16 protein-coding genes are annotated in these 19,433 nt (G+C 55.1%); 5 read left to right on the top strand and 11 right to left on the bottom strand.

Annotated features, from left to right (window positions below; all coding sequences use genetic code 11):
- Nucleotides 1–151: 151 nt before the first annotated feature.
- The gene (locus ABEA08_RS20110) at nucleotides 152–1,285 is read right to left on the bottom strand and encodes a PP2C family protein-serine/threonine phosphatase (RefSeq protein WP_345337214.1); all 1,134 of its coding nucleotides are present in this window, start codon (nucleotides 1,283–1,285) and stop codon (nucleotides 152–154) included.
- A 462-nt stretch (nucleotides 1,286–1,747) separates the two neighbouring features.
- Here ABEA08_RS20110 and ABEA08_RS20105 point away from each other — a divergent pair, with 462 nt between their 5' ends.
- The 3 genes from ABEA08_RS20105 (at nucleotide 1,748) to ABEA08_RS20095 (ending at nucleotide 6,455) form a co-directional block, all read left to right on the top strand.
- Nucleotides 1,748–2,737 carry a transposase gene (locus tag ABEA08_RS20105; protein ID WP_345337213.1) on the top strand — a complete coding sequence of 330 codons (990 nt, stop codon included), beginning with the start codon at nucleotides 1,748–1,750 and terminating at the stop codon, nucleotides 2,735–2,737.
- A gap of 464 nt (nucleotides 2,738–3,201) precedes the next feature.
- Complete coding sequence (locus ABEA08_RS20100; RefSeq protein WP_345337212.1) at nucleotides 3,202–5,274, top strand: M13 family metallopeptidase; 2,073 nt, start codon at nucleotides 3,202–3,204, stop codon at nucleotides 5,272–5,274.
- Nucleotides 5,275–5,624: 350 nt separating this feature from the next.
- Nucleotides 5,625–6,455: a RelA/SpoT domain-containing protein gene (locus ABEA08_RS20095; protein WP_345337211.1), complete on the top strand. Its 831-nt coding sequence runs from the start codon at nucleotides 5,625–5,627 to the stop codon at nucleotides 6,453–6,455.
- A 487-nt stretch (nucleotides 6,456–6,942) separates the two neighbouring features.
- Here ABEA08_RS20095 and ABEA08_RS20090 read toward each other — a convergent pair whose 3' ends face one another.
- The 6 genes from ABEA08_RS20090 to ABEA08_RS20065 all read right to left on the bottom strand — a co-directional run bounded on the left by ABEA08_RS20090 (nucleotide 6,943) and on the right by ABEA08_RS20065 (nucleotide 11,949).
- Nucleotides 6,943–8,574 carry an MFS transporter gene (locus ABEA08_RS20090; protein WP_345337210.1) on the bottom strand — a complete coding sequence of 544 codons (1,632 nt, stop codon included), beginning with the start codon at nucleotides 8,572–8,574 and terminating at the stop codon, nucleotides 6,943–6,945.
- Nucleotides 8,575–9,000: 426 nt separating this feature from the next.
- The gene (locus tag ABEA08_RS20085) at nucleotides 9,001–9,189 is read right to left on the bottom strand and encodes a hypothetical protein (protein ID WP_345337209.1); all 189 of its coding nucleotides are present in this window, start codon (nucleotides 9,187–9,189) and stop codon (nucleotides 9,001–9,003) included.
- A 12-nt stretch (nucleotides 9,190–9,201) separates the two neighbouring features.
- Complete coding sequence (locus tag ABEA08_RS20080; protein WP_345337208.1) at nucleotides 9,202–9,999, bottom strand: lipase family protein; 798 nt, start codon at nucleotides 9,997–9,999, stop codon at nucleotides 9,202–9,204.
- 113 nt (nucleotides 10,000–10,112) lie between these two features.
- Entirely contained in the window at nucleotides 10,113–10,694 is a 582-nt protein-coding gene (locus ABEA08_RS20075; RefSeq protein ID WP_345337207.1) for a hypothetical protein, read from the bottom strand.
- Nucleotides 10,695–10,698: 4 nt separating this feature from the next.
- The gene (locus ABEA08_RS20070) at nucleotides 10,699–11,157 is read right to left on the bottom strand and encodes a hypothetical protein (protein WP_345337206.1); all 459 of its coding nucleotides are present in this window, start codon (nucleotides 11,155–11,157) and stop codon (nucleotides 10,699–10,701) included.
- 120 nt (nucleotides 11,158–11,277) lie between these two features.
- Nucleotides 11,278–11,949: a potassium channel family protein gene (locus ABEA08_RS20065; protein WP_345337205.1), complete on the bottom strand. Its 672-nt coding sequence runs from the start codon at nucleotides 11,947–11,949 to the stop codon at nucleotides 11,278–11,280.
- A 272-nt stretch (nucleotides 11,950–12,221) separates the two neighbouring features.
- On the opposite strand from ABEA08_RS20065, the gene ABEA08_RS20060 reads away from it, so the two are divergent.
- Nucleotides 12,222–13,634: a sulfatase-like hydrolase/transferase gene (locus tag ABEA08_RS20060; protein WP_345337203.1), complete on the top strand. Its 1,413-nt coding sequence runs from the start codon at nucleotides 12,222–12,224 to the stop codon at nucleotides 13,632–13,634.
- A 405-nt stretch (nucleotides 13,635–14,039) separates the two neighbouring features.
- The gene (locus ABEA08_RS20055) at nucleotides 14,040–14,927 is read left to right on the top strand and encodes a LysR family transcriptional regulator (RefSeq protein ID WP_345337202.1); all 888 of its coding nucleotides are present in this window, start codon (nucleotides 14,040–14,042) and stop codon (nucleotides 14,925–14,927) included.
- A 377-nt stretch (nucleotides 14,928–15,304) separates the two neighbouring features.
- On the opposite strand, the gene ABEA08_RS20050 is transcribed toward ABEA08_RS20055, so the two are convergent.
- The 4 genes from ABEA08_RS20050 to odhB form a co-directional block, all read right to left on the bottom strand.
- A complete protein-coding gene (locus tag ABEA08_RS20050) occupies nucleotides 15,305–15,838 on the bottom strand; it encodes an NUDIX hydrolase (protein WP_345337201.1) in 534 nt (177 codons plus the stop codon).
- A 256-nt stretch (nucleotides 15,839–16,094) separates the two neighbouring features.
- Nucleotides 16,095–16,967 (bottom strand): succinate--CoA ligase subunit alpha, encoded by an 873-nt coding sequence (gene sucD / locus ABEA08_RS20045; RefSeq protein WP_345337200.1) that lies wholly within the window; start codon nucleotides 16,965–16,967, stop codon nucleotides 16,095–16,097.
- Nucleotides 16,967–18,133, bottom strand: a complete 1,167-nt coding sequence (sucC, locus tag ABEA08_RS20040; protein WP_345337199.1) for an ADP-forming succinate--CoA ligase subunit beta — start codon at nucleotides 18,131–18,133, stop codon at nucleotides 16,967–16,969. Before sucC ends, sucD begins: the two co-directional genes overlap by 1 nt.
- A gap of 93 nt (nucleotides 18,134–18,226) precedes the next feature.
- Nucleotides 18,227–19,420, bottom strand: a complete 1,194-nt coding sequence (odhB, locus tag ABEA08_RS20035; protein ID WP_345337198.1) for a 2-oxoglutarate dehydrogenase complex dihydrolipoyllysine-residue succinyltransferase — start codon at nucleotides 19,418–19,420, stop codon at nucleotides 18,227–18,229.
- Between the last annotated feature and the right edge of the window lie 13 nt (nucleotides 19,421–19,433).

The following is a 19,433-nucleotide window of genomic DNA, read 5'->3' as shown; positions in this document are numbered from 1 at the left end:
TGGTCGCACCCCATCCAGAATTGGAATTTGACGCTGTCTCAGTTGTCGATCCACTTTGAGGGTCGATTGGACGAATACATCGACTTGTGAATTAGATTACTGACACAGAGTTATGAACACCCTCGCTTAAACGGGCAGGCTGGGATGACGATTACAGGGCGAAAGTGTTCTTTGGGTGAATTGTGATCAAAGTATGCTCCCGCCCTGAGTCCATCCTTAACTGTGGCTTTTCGGCAGGTTTTTCTTTCTTATTTTTTCTAGAGGAAGTCCTACCCTTCGCTGACTTTTCACTCTTACATTCTTCTTCAGTAATTTCAGTTTTTTCGTCAGCTACTTCATCGTTTTCGTCTGCAGAGTCACCTAACTTGTCAAGGTCCTTGTTAGCATTATCATTTTTATTAAAAACATTGTGTTTGACCATTGGTATGCCCAGCACACGCATGTCACTAATATGATCAGATACCTCTATCGCTCCGCTTGGCAAATTAACACTTGCCCCAGCAATCTTCGAAAGATCAGATATTACCATTACACTTGTATTATCATGACCACCACACCATTTAGATAGACTAATTAACCTTCTAGCAAGCGTATCTGAATCAGCTTTATGCACAATAATTTGTTCAAGTGTCTCTTGGTGTATATAGTGAGCACCATCACTGGAAATGAGTAACTTATTGGCACCCAAAAATGACTCAGTTTCAAATACATGAGGTTCCATATCCTCACCCATTCCAACATACTGCAAAAGCTTGCCACCAAGCTCATTATCATCTCTATTTAATTGCCCCGCTATTGTATCGTCAGTAGTTATCTGATTAAGCGCTCCACTCCTCTCAACATAAATACGACTATCACCTACATTTACAGCAAAAAAATTAAGCTCACTATCTATCACAAAGGCTGAAAGTGTACAGCCTCCATTACCACCATATAACTTGTGGACTTCTTTGTTTGCACTTTCAGCTGAAATCAAAAGCCTTTCTTTAGCATGCTGGCCTCTATGCTTAATGCAACTCGACAAAAATACCGACATAGCCGTAGAGGCACAGTCAGCACCATTTGTCATTCCACCCATTCCATCGCACAGCACACCAACAACAAAGTATTTACTCGCGCTGACTTTAGCCTTGAGTAGAGCGACTCTGTCTTGATTCTCCGATCTTTTCAACCCAAGATCAGACGCCAATGAACAGTCAAACTCCGCTACATTGTTATACCCACCCGATGGAACTGGCCTCATCAACCATTGCTTAATCTGTTCTGTTATAACATCATGGTTCATAGTTACCTTCATAGCAGTTAATTATTTAAATACTCAACCACATATCCTTGGTTTACTGCATTCCTTGATATGGAGATGCCTTATCAGAGTTTCAAATCCAATGTCAAGTGACTGGTATAATACGACAAAAGTTAATTGCGTTTCAACCTCATCAACAACTAATGTCATCGACACTATCTCATCTACAAAGCCAAGTTTCTCTTTTGATGCATTTAGATATCACCTTTTCTTAAATCAATATAAAACCAATCGAGTCCTTTTTTCATTGGCTTTGGAGAATCGGAGTAATTTGGTTTGTTCCAACCTTGCATAACTGACATCTGCCTAACAGCAGGAAACTAACAAGACACCCATGTTTTGAGCGGTATCAACTAACAAGACAACTAACAAGACACCCAAGTTTTGAGCGGTATCTGCATCCCTTAACTACACTACCTCTGAACCCCACTCAGAGAACCTACCATGGCCACCGCCCGCCAAACTCAAGTCAGTTTGCAAGATACGCCCTACTACCACTGCGTGACACGATGTGTGCGCAGAAGCTACCTGTGCGGCGATGACCCACTGACCGGCAAAAGCTATGAGCACCGCCGGGACTGGGTTGAAGAACGCCTGCTGCTTCTTGGGCAGATATTTGCAATGGAGATCTGTGCCTTTGCGGTAATGTCCAACCACACGCACGTGGTGGTTAGGATCGACCGTGAGCAGGCTTTAGCCTGGTCGGTGGAAGAGGTCTTACAGCGCTGGCATCGTTTGCACAAAGGCACGTTGCTGACCCAACAGTACCTAGATACGCAGCAGCGCAAAGAGTTGAGCGATGGCCAAGTCGAGGTGGTGCTGAGATCTGCCGAGCAGTATCGCCAGCGCCTTTACGATCTGAGCTGGTTTATGCGCGACTTAAACGAATACATCGCCCGGCAAGCCAATCGAGAAGATCGTTGCACCGGCCGATTCTGGGAAGGCCGCTTCAAGTCTCAGGCGCTACTCGATGAGGCTGCGGTGCTGGCTTGTATGGCCTATGTCGATTTAAACCCCATTCGTGCCCAAATGGCGCAGACGCCTGAGCAGTCACAACACACCAGCATTCAACGACGCATCAAGGCAGCGCTGCAAGGGAAGCAACCCGAAGAGTTGGCGGCGTTTACTGCGCCAGAAAACGACGATATGGCCAAAGGTTTGGCTTATGCCATTGAGGATTATTTAGAGTTGGTTGAGCAAACAGGTCGCACTCTCCGCCAGGATAAACGCGGCCACATCGCTGAGTCCCTACCGCCCATTTTAGAGCGCCTGAACATCACGGCGGAGAACTGGTTGACCCTAACCACGGAGTTTGAGCGCCAATTCCGCAGCGCCGCGGGCCGGGAGGCGTCTCTGCGCACTTTTGCTGCCAATACACAGCATATGAGAGCCGCAGGTATCAACAGCGCACGGCGCTTGCTCAACAGCGCTTAGCTCCCTGCCTGCCCATCATGGCCACCTTCACCGAGCTTGTTGCTCTTCATCGGCTCTCGTCGTCCCCCATGCTAGCTCGACCAGCACCGGTAAATACCATGCACCCGCATTGTGCCCCCTCAACAGGCCGCGAAGAGCACCGGATATAGCCGTCTAAGTAAAAAATTGAGCGAACTGCGACTATTGCCTCCAGCTACAGGCTTGCTCCTAACACCTCACTAAACGCCCCAATGCCAACCAAGTCCAAGTGCCGTAGGCGACTGACGGCCCGACAACCAACTGAGCGACTATTTATTGAATTAATCAAAATAAACATAATGTTGACCGCCTAGAAATAGCTGGCGCAACCAATCCATATCCCCTTGTTTTCCTGTTCTGCCACCAGACATTGACATTTCACCACAACGATTGAAGATGGAGTGCTCTGTAGTACCAAGAACATTAAACAAGGAAGAAAAGTAACAATGAAGAGAACGGCATTGGCATTGGCCTTAGCGACGGCTTACCTCACCGGCTGTGGTACTTCAACCACCTCTCCCACCGGCGCTGAAACGAAATTAGTCCAAGCGGTCGGCGGCCAACCGGAGCTGGGCAGCTTTGGGGTGGATTTAAGCGCACGAGACGAGTCGGTAAAACCGGGGGATGACTTCTTCGCCTACGCCAGCGGCAGTTGGTACGACAGCTTTGTTATGCCCGCGGACAAGACCCGCTACGGCGCCTTTACTGCTCTGGCGGAGCGCAGCGAAAAGCAGGTTAAGGCGATCATCGACGATATTCTTAGCCGCGACAAATTGAGCGAACAGGAGCAGCTGATCGCGGATTTCTATCGCGCCTATATGGATACCGAGACCATCAATCAGCTTGGGATCAGCCCGATCCAAGACACACTAACCCAGATCCGCGACATTCAATCTACCGCCGATCTGACCACCGTCTTTGGTCAGGCCTGGTTGACCGGCGCCGACACACCCATCGCTGGCAGCATGTGGTTTAATCGCCTCGATCCCAACCAGTATGAGATGTCCATCGGCGCAACCGGCCTGGGCCTGCCGGATCGCGCCTACTACTTAGAAGACGCCGAGCGCTTCGTTTCTATCCGTAATGCCTACTTGGCCCACATTGCGGAAATGCTCCAATTTGCCGGCGTCAGTGATGCCGAGCAACGCGCCGAGGCGATCCTAGCACTGGAAACCAAGATGGCCGAGCAGCAATGGCCACGGGAGAAGCGTCGTAACCGGGATCTGACCCTGAATCAGATCAAGCGGGCCGATCTGGCCGCACAGTATCCGGGCTTTGACTGGGACCGCTTTTTTGCGCCTTCCGGTTATCAGGTGCCACAGCTGAACATCGCCCACCCAGAGCCTGTCAAAGCGATGATCGAATTGATCAACCAAGAGCCGCTGGCCGTGTGGCAGGACTACCTAACATTCCATACCATCACCAATAATGCGGGTCTGTTATCGGCCGAGATCGAAGCCGCCAACTTCGGCTTTTACGGGACCACACTCAATGGTCAAGCGGAGCCTCGCCCCCGCTGGAAACGCGCCGTCGAGCAGATGTCCGGTACGCAATCCTTGGGCTTTGCCATCGGTAAAGTCTACGTAGCACAGCATTTCCCAGAATCTTCCAAACAGCAGATGTCGGAGCTGGTTGAGAACTTACGCGCCGCCATGGGTCAGCGTATCGATACGCTTGATTGGATGAGTGAAGAGACGAAGGAAAATGCCAGAGCCAAGTTAGCGGCGTTCAACCCGAAGATCGGTTATCCGGACGTGTGGCAGGAGTTTGAAGGCTTAGCGCTGTCGCAGGAGGATCTGATCGGTAATGTGCAGGCCCTGCGCCGTTTCTTCAATGCCGACAGCGTCGCCAAAGAGCTGGATAAGACCGACCGAAACCGCTGGGGCATGACGCCACAGCGGGTCAATGCCTACTACAACAGCTCCTTTAACGAGATCGTGTTCCCGGCGGCGATACTGCAACCGCCGTTTTTCGATCCGAATGCCGATCCCGCGGTGAACTACGGGGGTATCGGTGCCGTGATCGGCCACGAAATGGGCCATGGCTTTGATGACCAAGGCTCCAAGTCCGACGCCAACGGGATCCAACGAAACTGGTGGACCGATGCCGATCGGCAGGCGTTTGACGCCAAAGCCGATGAGCTGGCCGCGCAATACAGTAAGTACGAGCCCATCCCCAATAACTTCGTCAATGGTCGCAACAGCCTGGGCGAGAACATCGGTGATGTAGGCGGCCTGGCCATGGCCTATCATGCCTATCAATTGAGTCTCAATGGCGAAGAAGCCCCCGTCATTGACGGTGTCACCGGTGATCAGCGCTTCTTCCTAGCCTGGGCGCAGATCTGGAAAGAGAAGCGTACCGAGCAAAGCATGTTGAACCAACTGCGGGCCGGCACCCATGCTCCCGGACGCTATCGCACCCTCGCGCCGCGAAATCACGACGCCTGGTACGAAGCGTTTAATGTACAGCCTGGGGATAAGCTCTATATCCCGGCAGAGGATCGCGTTCGCATCTGGTAACCCTCAGCTTTTGACAAACCGATGCACAGCAAAAATGCCAGTCAGTTTCTGACTGGCATTTTTTTATGATTTGCGTCATCCGCTGCTGACGAGACCCACAAGACATCTAAGTCTTGGTAATTGATTGCCACACCGCCATCCGAGATCACACTCAGACAGAACAATATACCAAACAGCTCTCATAGACTTGAAAAAGCGAAAGCCAGGTCACATTAACAAAGCTGTACCCTACCTGTTACTGCGCGCGATTCTTGCTGCCAAAGGATACGCCAACAAGTAGATTGGAGTTTCAGCCAGCGGGTGCTCCGCAAGGAGTGACCTCTATCTGGCGCCCACATGCAGGAATTTCGATGTTTAAACTGCTCCATACCGCCATTATGGCATTGCTGATCAGCGGCGGCTCCGCCTTTGCGGCCCCGACTCAAGCCGTCAGCAGTAGCCATACCTTGGCACACACTGCCGGTGTTTCCAGCGGCACACTGCGACTCGCACGCACTCAGGCTCGAAGCGAGCTGGATGAAGATCAGGCCGAAGCCTTTCGTGCCAGTCTGCGCGCGCTGTACAACATTGAACCTGTAGCGATGAGCGCACGCCAGCCGACGACCGAATTTTCCGCACTGCACGCCGAAGCCCATTTAGCACAACAGCAACTCGCTGGCGTGGTGCAACACATTGCCGATCAGCACGAGATCACCGCACTGATCCCATCGGTTAAATCCAAATCGCGCGCCCTCGACAAACTGAATGGCGATCTCAATGGTGAGGTCAACCGCCTGACCGATCTGGCCCGTACCTCTTTGGTCGCGGATGATGTCTCCAGCCTGATAGCGGCATACCAAGAATTAACACACCATGTGGAGATCGTGTCTCTCAAAAATCGCTTTAAACAACCCAAAGCAAACGGCTATCGCGACTTAAACCTGGTTGTGCGCTTGCCGGTCAGCGGTCATTTGGCCGAAGTACAAATGCATCTGTCAGCCATTAGTGACGTCAAAAATGGCCCGGAGCATGAGATCTACCAACAGATCCAACAGCTGCAGCGCCAAGGCGATCTGTCTGAGTTCGAACTCAATCGCATCACTCGACTGCAAAATCAATCTTTGCAGATGTACGCCAATGCTTGGCATCACCACCTCAACCCTGCACCGACTCTGCTGCCAGAGTTCGCGCAGACCGCTTAACGTTCCCTCCCTTCCTCTCTCGCAACACTTTGCCGACGCCCAGGGCGTCGGCTTTTTTTTCCCTGAGATCAGCAATGCGAAAGACCGTCGTATCCGCCCCGCGCCAAGATCCTCATCTGCCAGTCTCGCTGGCGATACTGATGTGAATAGCCGCACGGATCTATCCGTCCCGTTGCCAAACAAGTGACCGAGGTCGTAAAACAGTTCGTCGACGGCCGGTTCAACCGACCAACCCTCGGCGAGGTGGTCACGTATGCATGATGGATGATGTCTAAGCACGGACGTTCCTAACGGCTGACTCTGATGCGCAAGCCGGTCGTGAGTAGACAAAGAGCGCGATGTTGAGTGGCCCAACCATTCACCGACGAGCCAACACAGAGATCTCAACCATAAGATCACCAGCAAGCTGCCGTCAGAGCAGAAAAAGCCCGTAAAGGATCGTCCTTTACGGGCTTCAGTGCATCTATCTAACGAGATCGCGCTGCGATCAGGCTTTCTCTGGTGGATTCAACGAACGATCCGGCAGCATCCGCAACATTGGGAAGCCCAGCAAGACCAAGATAAAGAAGCCCATGATGGTATTTCGTCCTGATCGCAGTCGAGCTTCTGCGTTCAGCGCAACCAATACCTGCATCTCGTCCTCAGTCTGCACCACAGCTTGCCACTGATCGACCAGTTGTTCGTCGCTGGCAAATGGCATGCTGGCTGTGGTTTGCAACGCTTGTTCCACCGAAACACTCAACTGCGGATGACCTTCGGTCCGTTGCTGCATTTCACCTGTAATAGACAGATTCATGATGGTACCCAACACCGCGAGGAAGATCCCGACACCGATATTCTTCATCGTCGCTTGCAATCCACCGGATTGCTGCGCATCGCGCGCCGCCAACGCCGAGGTGACGATCACCGGGGCCAACGCCACCATTGGGCCACAAGAGGCGCCGATCAACACCAAAGCGATAAACGCCAGGCTGTTATAACCATCAACCTGCATGCCGAAATACAACGCAATGGCGGCCATGGCCAACAACAGATAGCAAGCTCCGATCACCTTACGGATGGACATCGGCCCCAACTTGGCCGGGGTGAGGACAGACGCGATCACCATGGTGACGGCCATGATCATAATGCTCAGGCCCGTGGTCATGGCGGAGAAGCCAGCGACTAACTGCGCATAGGCGATGAACACAAACATCACACCAGACAACGCACCGGCAGAAAGAGCGAGTACATAGAAGCCTTTCATCACCTGAGGATTGCTGGTAAATGCCTTCGGCAGCAAGGCAGAGCCATATTTTGCTTCGAAGCGGGGCTCCCAACGCAGCAAGGCTGCCAACAACAATATGCCGCTGCATACTAGGACTAAGCTGGGCGATAGGCCAAAGATGGCAAAGTCTGTCAGTGGCTTGAAGACCCCCCAATTGGCGGCCTGCAGCAAACCAACGATCAGCAACACCATACCGCCACAGCCTAACAGGGCACCGATGCTATCAAATTTGGCGGCTGCCTCAGACTTAGGCATCTCGGCGATCTTAAACGACGCGACGAGTACCAAGGCAGTGTAGCCAGCCACGACCATGTAGGTTGCCGAGAAACCGAAGATATCAATCAGCATGCCTGCAGCAACGGGGATCAACACGCCAGTCAGTCCCAGTGCTGCGCCGAGCATGGCAAATGCCGTCGCGCGCTGTGCACCATGATATAAGCCTGCGACATGCGCTAAGACCGACGGGATCAACAAACAGGCGCCCAGTGCGACCAAGACCCGTACCCCGATCAGCACGGTCATATTTGGCGCCAATGCCATCAACACGAAGGCCGACAGCAGCGTAACAAGTCCTATCTGTAACTGCCGGTGCCAGCCGATCAGCAATCCGCTAAAGCCCCCGATCAACATACCGCCAGCGGCGATCATGGCATAGGTTGCGTTAGCAAATTGCACCTTGGGGAGATCGGCACCGAGTTGGGCGATCATGGCATCGGTAGACACTTGCAGGGTGGCTTGGTCGATAATGGTCACCAATTGAGCGGCGACAAGGATGATAAAGCTAAGCCAACTGACTTTTTCCGTCACACTCTCACTGGGACGACTGTCGGCGGCGGACACGGTTGCTGTCATAGAGTTCTCACTGTTGTGTTTGGGGATTGCACAATGCTTTCGGGCAGGTTTGGACAATTCAAACCTGCAACACTGCACCGGCAAGCGCCACCTTACGTCGTCCCATGCGCCGACAGCGTGAGGTGGCTGGCATCCGCACAAAATCTCACATTAATATAGTTACCCCCTGACACCGCCCGAGATAAAACAATAATATAAACAGTAATTTACCCACAAAAGGCAAATATTATCACAATTTCTATTGTCCGCCGTATCAGCCAAGCGAACGACGCCGTTCTGTGCCGCTGTCCCGAACGTGGTCCAGTCATTCGCCTCATCGAGAAGGTAAAGGGTGCCCTTGTTGTTCTGCGCTGAGCGGCACGCCCAGGGGGATAAGAGCATCACCGACAAAGCAAAGCCTTCGGGCTGAGCCAAACTGCCGCCGCGCTAACCCGCTTTCTCACTGCCCTGTGCCGGCATAGCCGCAATGTTGTCGGCCATAAGCTGCACCGGGTTGCGCCGCTGGGCGTAAGCACTCAACTTGTCGCAATACCCCTGAATGGCATGACCCACCGCACCGGCCCGCCCTCGTGTCGCTGAGAGTCGTGTCATCAGACACAGATCCGGCTTGACCATGCTGGGATCCTGCTACACGTGCAGATCGGCGAAGTCGCTTTGACAAGCGGTGAGGTAGCGCATATCGCCACAATGGCGAAAGCCCACCATGCTCTCCAGAAGATCGACCAACATTTTGCTCAGGTAGGGGATCCTAACCAGCTTAAACAGCGCATTAAGCCCATCTTGCAGGTAGGCCGGCGGTAGCCGCGAAGCCAGAACTGCCGCATTGACCACGCGATAGATCGGGGTGCGAACCGTTTCACCAAAGCCGAGCGAAGCAACCCGTGGGCCACCAAAGGTGTAGCAAGCCTCAATGCTATCGCAGGCTAAGAACTTGGTTGCCAGCAAGGCCAAGGCACCGCCGAGTGAGTGGCCGGTGATGTAAAGCGGGTAGCCGTTCTGGCGCATCGACAACAGTTGGGTCTCGATAGGCTGGCGCAGTGCCTCAAACGCGTGATAAAACCCGCGATGGATCCCATAGCCCCCAACCTGGATCATACCTGCGTCCAGATCGGCCTTGATGTCATCCATCTCCATCTCGGTGCCACGAAACGCCAACACATTCATTTGCAACGCGTCGCTGTTGCACATCAACGCTTGGCTGCCCTCATGATTGAACACGGCATGGAGACGAAACTCGCCGATGGATAGATAGTGTGCCATCTGCTCGCGCGCCTGCTCACTACTCATCTTTCGCTCTGACATCAACGCCGTAAGCGCGGATTCTACAGAGTGCGGCTCATGCTCCTGCGCCAGCTTCTGCGCCAACGAAGCCAGCTCCACGCTGCCTTCGGATTTGAAATAGGCCAAACGCGACAACTCGCCCATCAACCATGCGGTCCGATCGCTGTATGCGGCTCAGCTCACCGGTGGGGTTAACGGTGATCGGGCGTCAAAATACAGGTCTTATCCTTAAGGTTATCTATGAACGCCAAAGTGCCTTAATGACCGCTCTGAGGCGTCAACTCACGCGGCTGCGGCAGCAAGTCGAATCTCGGTTGTGCCAATGGCGTGCGGATCGGTACGGGCGCCAAGCTCCCTTCAGTGTCCGGCCCCAAGCGCTGGCGCAGGATCAAACCATCGAGTTCAGCGGCGGGCAGTTGCAGCAGGTTGGTCCGGACTTGGATGAAGCGCTCCACCTCGTCCCGCTCCCAGCCTCCTTGAGTTTGCTCATTGAAATAGCGAAAGCGCTCTAACTCCATGTGATCCCAACCGCCCCGGCTACCGGAATTCAGGTAGCGATCCGGTCCGATGCACGCGGCGCCATTGGTCAAACGGCTTTGTCGCAGTTGAACAAAGTACTGGGTATAGGGTTGCAGGAACGGATCCGTCAGCGACTCGCATAATAAGCGGTAGGCGGCGCTCATCAACAAGCGGTCTGACTGCGCTTTGTTGCGATACGCTTCATAGCTGATGGTTCGGCAGGTGGTTTGCAGTTCGTCTGGGCTTGGCGGCGCGGGCGGCTCCGCTAAGGCCACCACGCCATAGCCACACAACATCAGGGACAGGAGCTTGCGTTGCATGCGATCAGCCCTTCTCAGCCGGAAACGGGGGCTCATCAACGGCACCGGAGGTTAGGATCTTTGCGGGGTAGTCGGCAAAGTGATCCTTACTCTGGATCGTGGCGCTGATCAGGTACCCGCCGAGCAACATGGCGATGATCCCTGGAGAGCCGGTTGCCAAGGCCACGGAGAGGCCAGCCTGACCCAGATCGATCTGGGTTTGGTTTTTTAAGCTGTAGAAGCACACGGCCATACCGATAAACATCGCGGCAAATCCGGCGAAAAGCCCGACCGAGCGTTTGATCATGGCGAGGTGGAGATGGTGAATGTGGATCTGAAATTGATCGCTTTGCCAGTCCGGCGACTGCGGTGCCTGCGTCTTAAACCACTCAATATTCAGCGTCAGAAACACCGCCAAAGCCATCAAGGTGACGGTTGATATGATGGTCATGTACCAGGGGATCGCCGCTTCCCAATTGCGCATAAGACCGCTCCGTGTGTCCCACGCGCGCCCCGAAAGGGCGCGCTTTCAACACCCTAGTCGGTCTTTGCAACAACGGCGACTGGCAGGATCATCAGGTCTGTCGCCGCCAGCCCGAGCGGATCAGCGCAGCACCAGCTGACACGCCGAGCTCTTACTCTGGTGCTGAAAATAGGCCAACGCATCCTCTTTGCGGGTAAAGGTCTTCCAATTTAACGTGTTGCCACTTTCGGTCTGACGATTATCGGTCACCACATAGTGACCTGAATCATCCCGGCCCAAGGTGAGCAAGCGATTGCGCTGTTCGTTGCCGTGTTGCGAGATCACGTGATCGATCCCATGTGCGTCACTGCCAAAGGCCACGCGCTGATCAATATTGAGTTGATCCTCCAGCCGATCCAGCTTCTGCAATACCACACTCAGCTGGCTTTTCAGCTCCCGATTTTGGATCGACTTATCGAACAAGTCCCGCAGGTAGTCACTCACAAAGCCCACCACAAAACCGATATTGATGGCCCCCACCACAAACATGGAGCCCACCACGATGCGCCCTCCCAGAGTCACCGGATAGAAGTCACCAAAGCCGATCGTCGATGCGCTCATCCAGATGGTCCACCACGCGTCCTGCCGACTGAGGATATTGGCTGTTTCAACGCCGCTCTCAAAATGAAACAGCAACAAACCCATGCTCCAGACGATCAGTGCAACCGCCACAATGAAGGTCATTAAGATGGTCGGTTTGTGATACTCAGCTACGCCGTGCTCATCCACGGTCTTAAAGTTAAATGCCCTCACAGCAGCCTCCATGCGCCCAAAACTCCCACCAGTATCTTGAACTCGATACCGAGAAACAAGCGGTTTACCAAGCGAAACCGGCAGTCACCCGCCCGAGGATCATTCGTCCGCGGTCGGATCCGGTTTAGCGCACAAAATGGCAAAATTCTCCGCCAGACAAGATGGCCAGAGATTGACGCACCGGTGGGAACCGCACAGGCTCTCTACTCCCACATGCACAGTGAGCCGCTCAAGCGCGGACTCACACACAACAACAAGAGGCAGTTTTAACGATGAGAGCCCCCCGTCTACTCGGCACCTCGATGGCCATGCTCAGCCTAGGGATCGCCCCGGCATTCGCCACCGAGCGGCCCAATATTATTGTGATCATGGCCGACGATCTCGGCTACGGCGACGTCAGCTACAACCCCGAAGGGGAAGGTGACTTCGAGACTCCCAACATCGATCGCATCGCCAAACAAGGAGCCTCATTCACCTCAGGCTATGCCATGAACATGGTCTGCGGTCCCTCCCGCGCGGGCTTTGTCACCGGCCGTTATCAGCAGCGATTCGGCTACCACGACAATACTGGCCCTCGCGTCCGTGAGCACGGGATCACCCTTGGTCTGCCGCTCGAGTTAAACACCATTGGCGACTACCTGAGTGACGCTGGCTACATGACCGGGCTGATCGGCAAATGGCACGACGGCGACGATCCGGCCTACTGGCCCTACAACCGGGGCTTTCAAGAGTTTTACGGCTTCAACAACGGGGCAGCGAACTACTTCGTCGGCGCGAGCAACCAACAGCAGAAGAATTCCTGGCAGGGGATCTATCGCGAAGATGGCCAGCGCGTCGCCAACTTTCCTGAATACATGACCGATGCCTTCGGGCAGGAATCCCTTGCCTTCGTCGAGCGCCACAAAGCGGATCCCTTCTTTCTGTTCCTAGCCTACAACGCGCCACACGGACCGATGCAAGCCACCGCAGAAGACTTAGCCCGCTTTGCGCACATTGAAAATGAAGCCCGTCGCACCAGCGTCGCCATGGTCCACAACATGGACAAAAACATTGGCCTGCTGCTGGACAAGCTGGAAGCGGAGGAGCTGCTGGACAATACCCTCATCTTCCTGACCAGTGACAATGGCGGTGAGGGCTATCCCCACTCGAGCAATAAACCACTCAAGGGCATCAAGGGCACCACGCTGGAAGGGGGCATTCGTGTCCCTTATCTCATGATGTGGCCGGGAGTTGTGATGGAGGGCGTCACCCTGGATGCCCCCGCCAACGGCATCGATATCACCGCCACCTTGCTGCAGGCCGCCATTGGCGAGATCAAGCCGGAATGGCAATTGGAAGGGGTGGATCTGCTGCCGTATGCCGGCGGACAGGCAGACCACCTGCCCGAACGCTATCTGTACTGGGATAACATCACCAACTCGGCCATTCGTAACAGTGAGTGGAAATTCGTCGACAGCCACCGCAAAGAGTTTCGTGGTGACACTCGGCGCGATCGGATCCAAGCACTGTATCGGATCAGCGATGATCCGAGCGAAACCACCGATCTCAGCCGCCAATACCCAGAAGTCGCAGAGCGGATGAGGCAAGAACTCGACGCCTGGCGCCAAGGCAATGAAAAAACCCGCTTTGGCTGGGGCCGCCATATTGGTCCTAAAGTCGGTTATCGCGGCAAACATCAAGACTAAACACGCCAGCTCACCTCCCCCCCCCCACCCTCGTCGGTGGGGGTTCCCCATCACATCGACAAGTCGATATGACAAGGCCTGCAACCGATCGCTGTGCCAATCAAGCATACGCCAGGCTTCGTCATCCCTCGTTTGGTGGTCTAACCCCACCAACCCTGCCCAAGGGGCCGATCAAGTTCACACGCAGCCGAAAAGCGTGAGCTTGATTAAGGTACTTCATACTGTAAACGCCGCCATATTCATCACTGGGCGAACGGTCATGAGAGCAAACGCACACTTGAACCAAGTCAGCCATTCACCTGCAATCGCAGCAACTTTCAAACCGCTCAAAGATCATTATGATGCACGCAGATCCTAACGGATCCTATCATCACATCGCTTGGTCCCATTTATAATGGAGAAAACATGCACACTTTGGATCAACTCATCGCCTTCGCGGCCGTGTATGAAAAAGGCTCATACAGCGCCGCGGCCAGAAAACTGAGTCGAGACCGGGCGACGGTCAGAGAGCACGTCCTGAGCTTCGAAGACAATCTGGGCTACGCCCTATTTGAGATCGAGGGTCGCAAGGCGATCCCAACCCACCGCGCCAGACAGCTCTACCCTAAGGTGCGGATCCTGATCCAACAAAACGAGCAACTGATCCTGTTTGGCCAGGCATTCTTTAATGACGAACCCGTCTCGTTGACCATCTTGCACGACACCAGCGTACCGCGGGACATGCTCCATGCCGTCGAGCAACAGGCACTGCAACACTTTCCCCAACTGCAACTGAGCTGGTTAAACCGCAACCGACACGATACGCTGCGCGCCCTAATTGATGGAGAAGCGGGCCTGGGGATCGCCCTCAAAATGACCCAGGTGCAACCGGAAAAGGAACTCGATTTTACCCATTTAGGGACGATGCCCATTGTGCCCTATGTCAGCCCTAAATCGCCTTATACCCAGTTTTCTCAGGTCCGCTTTAGCGAGTTGATCACCGAGCCCCAGTACATCCTGGAGGACCAACTCAGCACCCGCCCCGAGCTGGGTGTGTCATCGCAGTTGCGTGTGGTCAGCCATTTCGACACCGCCGTAAGCCTACTCGGTGCCACAGGATGGACCGCCCTACCCAAGCACATAGCCCAGCCTTATATCGCACAAGACAAACTGGTGGAATTAAGCGTCGATGCCGCCACCCAGCCGCACACGCTTGAGCTTAATCTCTTTTATCGCCAAGGGATGTCGCAGTCATCCACCTGTACTGCTTTGATAAACTGGATAAAGCAGGAAGCTCAACGCCACCTAAGCTAAGCAAGCTGAAGCGGGCCGCCTTGATAGCAGAAATTGTAGATAGCTGAGTGGTTTCTGAGCGCAAGATCAAGAAAGCGATAGAGAACGTCCCACGGACGGGTCGACTGAGAACAACCAACACTGATGGCGATTGCGCTTTCTCTCTGCTCGTCCGCCTAGCGGAAAGATAAGCACTTGGTGCAGCCCAACGGGATCTGTCGCCCCTCGCTACCATGCAAATAGGCGACACGAAGGTTTATCCGCTCCAGCGCTGCTCTGGCCCACTCAACGACAGGGATAAAGCGCATTGCCAGCGCCGGTGGCAGCCCGCCTTAGGCTCCGGCGCCCCAGCCTGGCATCAGGCTGGGGACAACGCCCTCGCGCCGAGGCTAGCGCCGTCAAGCAACGGCCACCCGGCTGATCTGAAGCTGCTGACGCAGATGGTTCAGCAGCCAGGTTTCACGAACGATGGAAAGGCCCGCCCGCTCGCTGTGGCTGATGACCGCCTCGTTGTGCGCAATGGCGTCGGCCAGTGACACCCAACGCGCCTCCATGCCGTTCGCCCGCTCGTAATCCTCCAACTGCGCCGACCCCAACTCAGCGGCCGCTTCGGCGAAATAGCAGTAGGACAGCATCCGCACATTATCGTAGTCGTCTTTGTGCCAGGGGCGCAGCTCTTCGTAGAGCCCAAACTCCGCGGTGATCACCAGTTCGCGCGCACCGGTTTCTTCGGCGACCTCGCGTCGCAGCGCCTGCTCCAACGCTTCGCCTTCGTCGACGCCACCACCAGGTAGGCTGTAGTCGTCATAGCGCGCAGTATACATCAATAAGATCTGCTCCCCGCGCAAGATGATGGCCCGCACTGAGGGTCGCAGAAATTCGCTGCCACCGGCAATGGCTCGGGGGTGAGTGGCAAAATGAAGATGTCGCATAAGGCGCCTTTTCGCTAACAAGTCCGGCGATTGTACCCATGCTGGCGCCGGAGGCAATGGCGAGAGCACATAGCCCAATTCAGCGCACAATTTCCCGGGCAAGAACCACAAGGCTCATAGCATCATTTATGCGTCACATAGGCGAAACAGCAGCAACACGACGGCTGACTCGATCACCGCTGTCATCAGCAAGAGATGAAAAAACAGCCCACAGGAAGGTGGGCTGTCATTCGTGCAACGGTAACACCGATAAAGCTTACCAGCCGGTGATGTCCCGCAGTGCGCCGCCGATATCGGCCAGGGAGCGCACGGTGCGCACGCCGGCGTCTTCCAGCGCGGCGAACTTCTCGTCCGCCGTGCCTTTACCGCCAGCAATGATGGCGCCAGCGTGGCCCATGCGCTTGCCTGCAGGGGCGGTGACCCCGGCGATGTAAGAAACCACTGGCTTGGTGACGTTGGCCTTGATGTAGGCCGCCGCTTCCTCTTCGGCAGTGCCACCGATCTCCCCGATCATCACGATCGCTTCGGTCTGCGGATCGTTCTGGAACATCTCCAGGATATCGATGAAGTTGGAGCCCGGGATCGGATCGCCCCCAATACCGACACAGGTGGACTGGCCGAAACCCTCATCCGTGGTCTGCTTAACCGCTTCATAGGTCAGGGTACCGGAGCGGGACACAATGCCCACCTTACCCGGCTTATGGATGTGACCTGGCATGATCCCGATCTTGGACTCACCCGGGGTGATAACCCCTGGGCAGTTGGGTCCGATCATGCGCACGCCCGCTTGGTCCAGCTTCACCTTCACATCCAGCATGTCCAAGGTTGGAATGCCTTCGGTAATGGTGACGATCAACTCAATACCGGCGTCGATCGCTTCTAAGATGGCGTCCTTGCAGAACGGCGCAGGTACGTAGATCACCGAGGCGGTCGCGCCGGTCACTTCAACCGCTTCACGCACGGTGTTAAACACCGGCAGACCCAGGTGGGTGGTGCCGCCTTTGCCCGGCGAAACCCCACCGACCATCTGGGTGCCGTACTCCAGCGCTTGCTCAGAGTGGAACGTGCCCTGCCCGCCAGTGAAACCCTGACAGATAACCTTGGTATCCTTGGTCAACAAAACGCTCATTATTGGGCCTCCGCTGCTTTGACTACTTGTACTGCCGCATCCGTCAGGCTGGTGGCTGCAATGATATTGAGGCCAGATTCAGCCAAGACTTTGCTGCCCAGCTCGGCGTTGTTGCCTTCCAAGCGCACGACGACAGGCACCTTCACGCCCACCTCTTCCACTGCGCCGATCACGCCTTCGGCGATAAGATCACAGCGAACGATACCGCCGAAGATATTGACCAGCACCGCTTTGACGTTGTCGTCGGACAGGATGATTTTAAACGCTTCGGTCACCCGCTCTTTGGTCGCGCCGCCACCCACATCGAGGAAGTTGGCCGGGCTGCCGCCATGCAGGTTAACGATGTCCATGGTGCCCATGGCCAGGCCCGCGCCGTTGACCATGCAACCGATGTTGCCATCCAGTGCGACGTAGTTCAGCTCCCATTGCGCGGCGTGCATTTCACGCTCATCTTCCTGGGAGGGATCGTGCATTTCGCGCACGGTTTTCTGACGATACAGGGCGTTAGAGTCGATGTTGATCTTGCCGTCCAGGCAGTGCAGATCGCCCTGCTCGGTGATCACCAGTGGGTTGATCTCCAGCAGCGCAAAATCCAGGTCCAGGAACATCTGACCCAAACCCATAAAGATCTTGGTGAACTGCTTGATCTGATCGCCCTTCAAGCCCAGCTTGAAGGCCAGCTCACGGCCCTGATAGGTCTGCGGGCCCACCAGCGGATCGATCGCCGCTTTGTGGATCAATTCCGGGGTCTCTTCCGCCACTTTTTCAATTTCGACGCCCCCTTCGGTGGAGGCCATAAATACCACCCGCTGGCTGCCACGATCGACCACGGCGCCCAGGTAGAGTTCCTTGGCGATGTCGGTACACTCTTCCACCAAGATCTTGGTCACCGGCTGGCCATTGGCGTCGGTCTGGTAGGTCACCAGGTTTTTGCCCAACCAGCTCTGAGCAAACTCGCGGATCTCTTCTTTGCTGGAGGCCAACTTGACGCCGCCGGCTTTACCACGGCCACCGGCGTGGACCTGACATTTAACGACCCACTTGTCGCCACCGATCTTGCTGGCCGCTTCGGCCGCTTCTTGCGGGGTGTCGCACGCAAAACCTTCGGATACGGGCAAGCCGTACTCAGCGAAGATCTGCTTAGCCTGATACTCGTGCAGATTCATGTTTATTAATCCGTATTACTTCTTGCGTCCTTCCGGCGCCTCAGCCGAGACGCCATTTTATCAGGGGCACGTTGCCGCGCCCCGCGAGAAAAATCAGATATCCAACAGCAAACGGGTCGGATCTTCCAGCAACTCTTTAATGGTCACCAAAAAGCCCACCGACTCACGGCCATCAACGATGCGGTGATCGTACGACAGGGCCAGATACATCATCGGCTGGATCTCCACCTGACCATTCACGGCCATGGGCCGTTCCTTGATGGCGTGCATCCCCAGGATCGCGCTTTGCGGCGGGTTGATGATGGGCGTGGACATCAAGGAGCCAAACACGCCGCCGTTGGTAATGGTGAAGTTACCGCCGGTCAGCTCTTCGACTGTCAGTTTGCCATTTTGACCCTTAACCGCCAGCTCTTTAATGCCCTTTTCGATCTCGGCCACCGACAGCTTATCCGCATCACGCAGAACCGGCGTCACCAACCCCCGTGGCGTCGATACCGCGATGCTGATATCAAAGTAATTGTGATAGACCACATCGTCACCGTCCAAAGAGGCGTTGACTTCTGGATAACGCTTCAACGCTTCGACCACGGCTTTGACGTAGAAGGACATAAAGCCTAAGCGAATGTCATGACGCTTCTCGAAGATGTCTTTGTACTGCTTACGCAGGGTCATGATCGGCGCCATGTTCACCTCGTTAAAGGTGGTCAACATCGCCGTCGAGTTCTTGGCATCCAACAGCCGCTCAGCAATGCGTTTACGCAGACGGGTCATCGGCACGCGCTTTTCCGTCCGCTCACCCAGCTCAGGGGCGGGCGCAGGCGGCGCCTTGGACTGTATTGCCGGTGCCGCGCCTTTATTGGCGATGAAGGCTTCGACATCCTCTTTGCTGATGCGACCACCAGCGCCTGTGCCTTTAAGTTGGCTGACGTCAATATCGTGCTCCGCCACCAATCGGCGTACCGACGGGCTCAGTGCCTCATGACCCGCTTCAACGACCGGCGCCTCCGGCGTTTCCGCTTGCGCCTTGGTGACTTCCTGGCCGGCTTTGGCACCGGCAATGAAGCTGGCGATCACCTGCTCACCCAAGACGGTTTCGCCTTCGGTGTTGAGGATCTCGCCAAGCTGACCGTCTTCCGGTGCCGGAACCTCTAGCACCACTTTGTCGGTTTCAATGTCCACCAACACTTGATCACGACTTACCGCTTCACCTGGCTGAACGTGCCACGTGGCGATCGTGGCATCGGCGACTGACTCGGGCAGTACGGGAACCTTAATTTCGATGCTCATGGTTCAATCTATC

The organism is Ferrimonas pelagia (genome assembly GCF_039543565.1).
GTDB classification, from domain to species: Bacteria; Pseudomonadota; Gammaproteobacteria; order Enterobacterales; family Shewanellaceae; genus Ferrimonas; species Ferrimonas pelagia.
The sequence above is the reverse complement of the archived record's forward strand: the minus strand, read 5'-3'. Positions and strand labels throughout refer to the sequence as shown.

Bases quoted from the DNA above. Each gene is read 5' to 3' on its own strand.
- ABEA08_RS20110 (WP_345337214.1), bottom strand. From the start codon at position 1,285: ATGAACCATGATGTTATAACAGAACAGATTAAGCAATGGTTGATGAGG.
- ABEA08_RS20105 (WP_345337213.1), top strand. From the start codon at position 1,748: ATGGCCACCGCCCGCCAAACTCAAGTCAGTTTGCAAGATACGCCCTAC.
- ABEA08_RS20100 (WP_345337212.1), top strand. From the start codon at position 3,202: ATGAAGAGAACGGCATTGGCATTGGCCTTAGCGACGGCTTACCTCACC.
- ABEA08_RS20095 (WP_345337211.1), top strand. From the start codon at position 5,625: ATGTTTAAACTGCTCCATACCGCCATTATGGCATTGCTGATCAGCGGC.
- ABEA08_RS20090 (WP_345337210.1), bottom strand. From the start codon at position 8,574: ATGACAGCAACCGTGTCCGCCGCCGACAGTCGTCCCAGTGAGAGTGTG.
- ABEA08_RS20085 (WP_345337209.1), bottom strand. From the start codon at position 9,189: ATGGTCAAGCCGGATCTGTGTCTGATGACACGACTCTCAGCGACACGA.
- ABEA08_RS20080 (WP_345337208.1), bottom strand. From the start codon at position 9,999: ATGGGCGAGTTGTCGCGTTTGGCCTATTTCAAATCCGAAGGCAGCGTG.
- ABEA08_RS20075 (WP_345337207.1), bottom strand. From the start codon at position 10,694: ATGCAACGCAAGCTCCTGTCCCTGATGTTGTGTGGCTATGGCGTGGTG.
- ABEA08_RS20070 (WP_345337206.1), bottom strand. From the start codon at position 11,157: ATGCGCAATTGGGAAGCGGCGATCCCCTGGTACATGACCATCATATCA.
- ABEA08_RS20060 (WP_345337203.1), top strand. From the start codon at position 12,222: ATGAGAGCCCCCCGTCTACTCGGCACCTCGATGGCCATGCTCAGCCTA.
- ABEA08_RS20055 (WP_345337202.1), top strand. From the start codon at position 14,040: ATGCACACTTTGGATCAACTCATCGCCTTCGCGGCCGTGTATGAAAAA.
- ABEA08_RS20050 (WP_345337201.1), bottom strand. From the start codon at position 15,838: ATGCGACATCTTCATTTTGCCACTCACCCCCGAGCCATTGCCGGTGGC.
- sucD (WP_345337200.1), bottom strand. From the start codon at position 16,967: ATGAGCGTTTTGTTGACCAAGGATACCAAGGTTATCTGTCAGGGTTTC.
- sucC (WP_345337199.1), bottom strand. From the start codon at position 18,133: ATGAATCTGCACGAGTATCAGGCTAAGCAGATCTTCGCTGAGTACGGC.
- odhB (WP_345337198.1), bottom strand. From the start codon at position 19,420: ATGAGCATCGAAATTAAGGTTCCCGTACTGCCCGAGTCAGTCGCCGAT.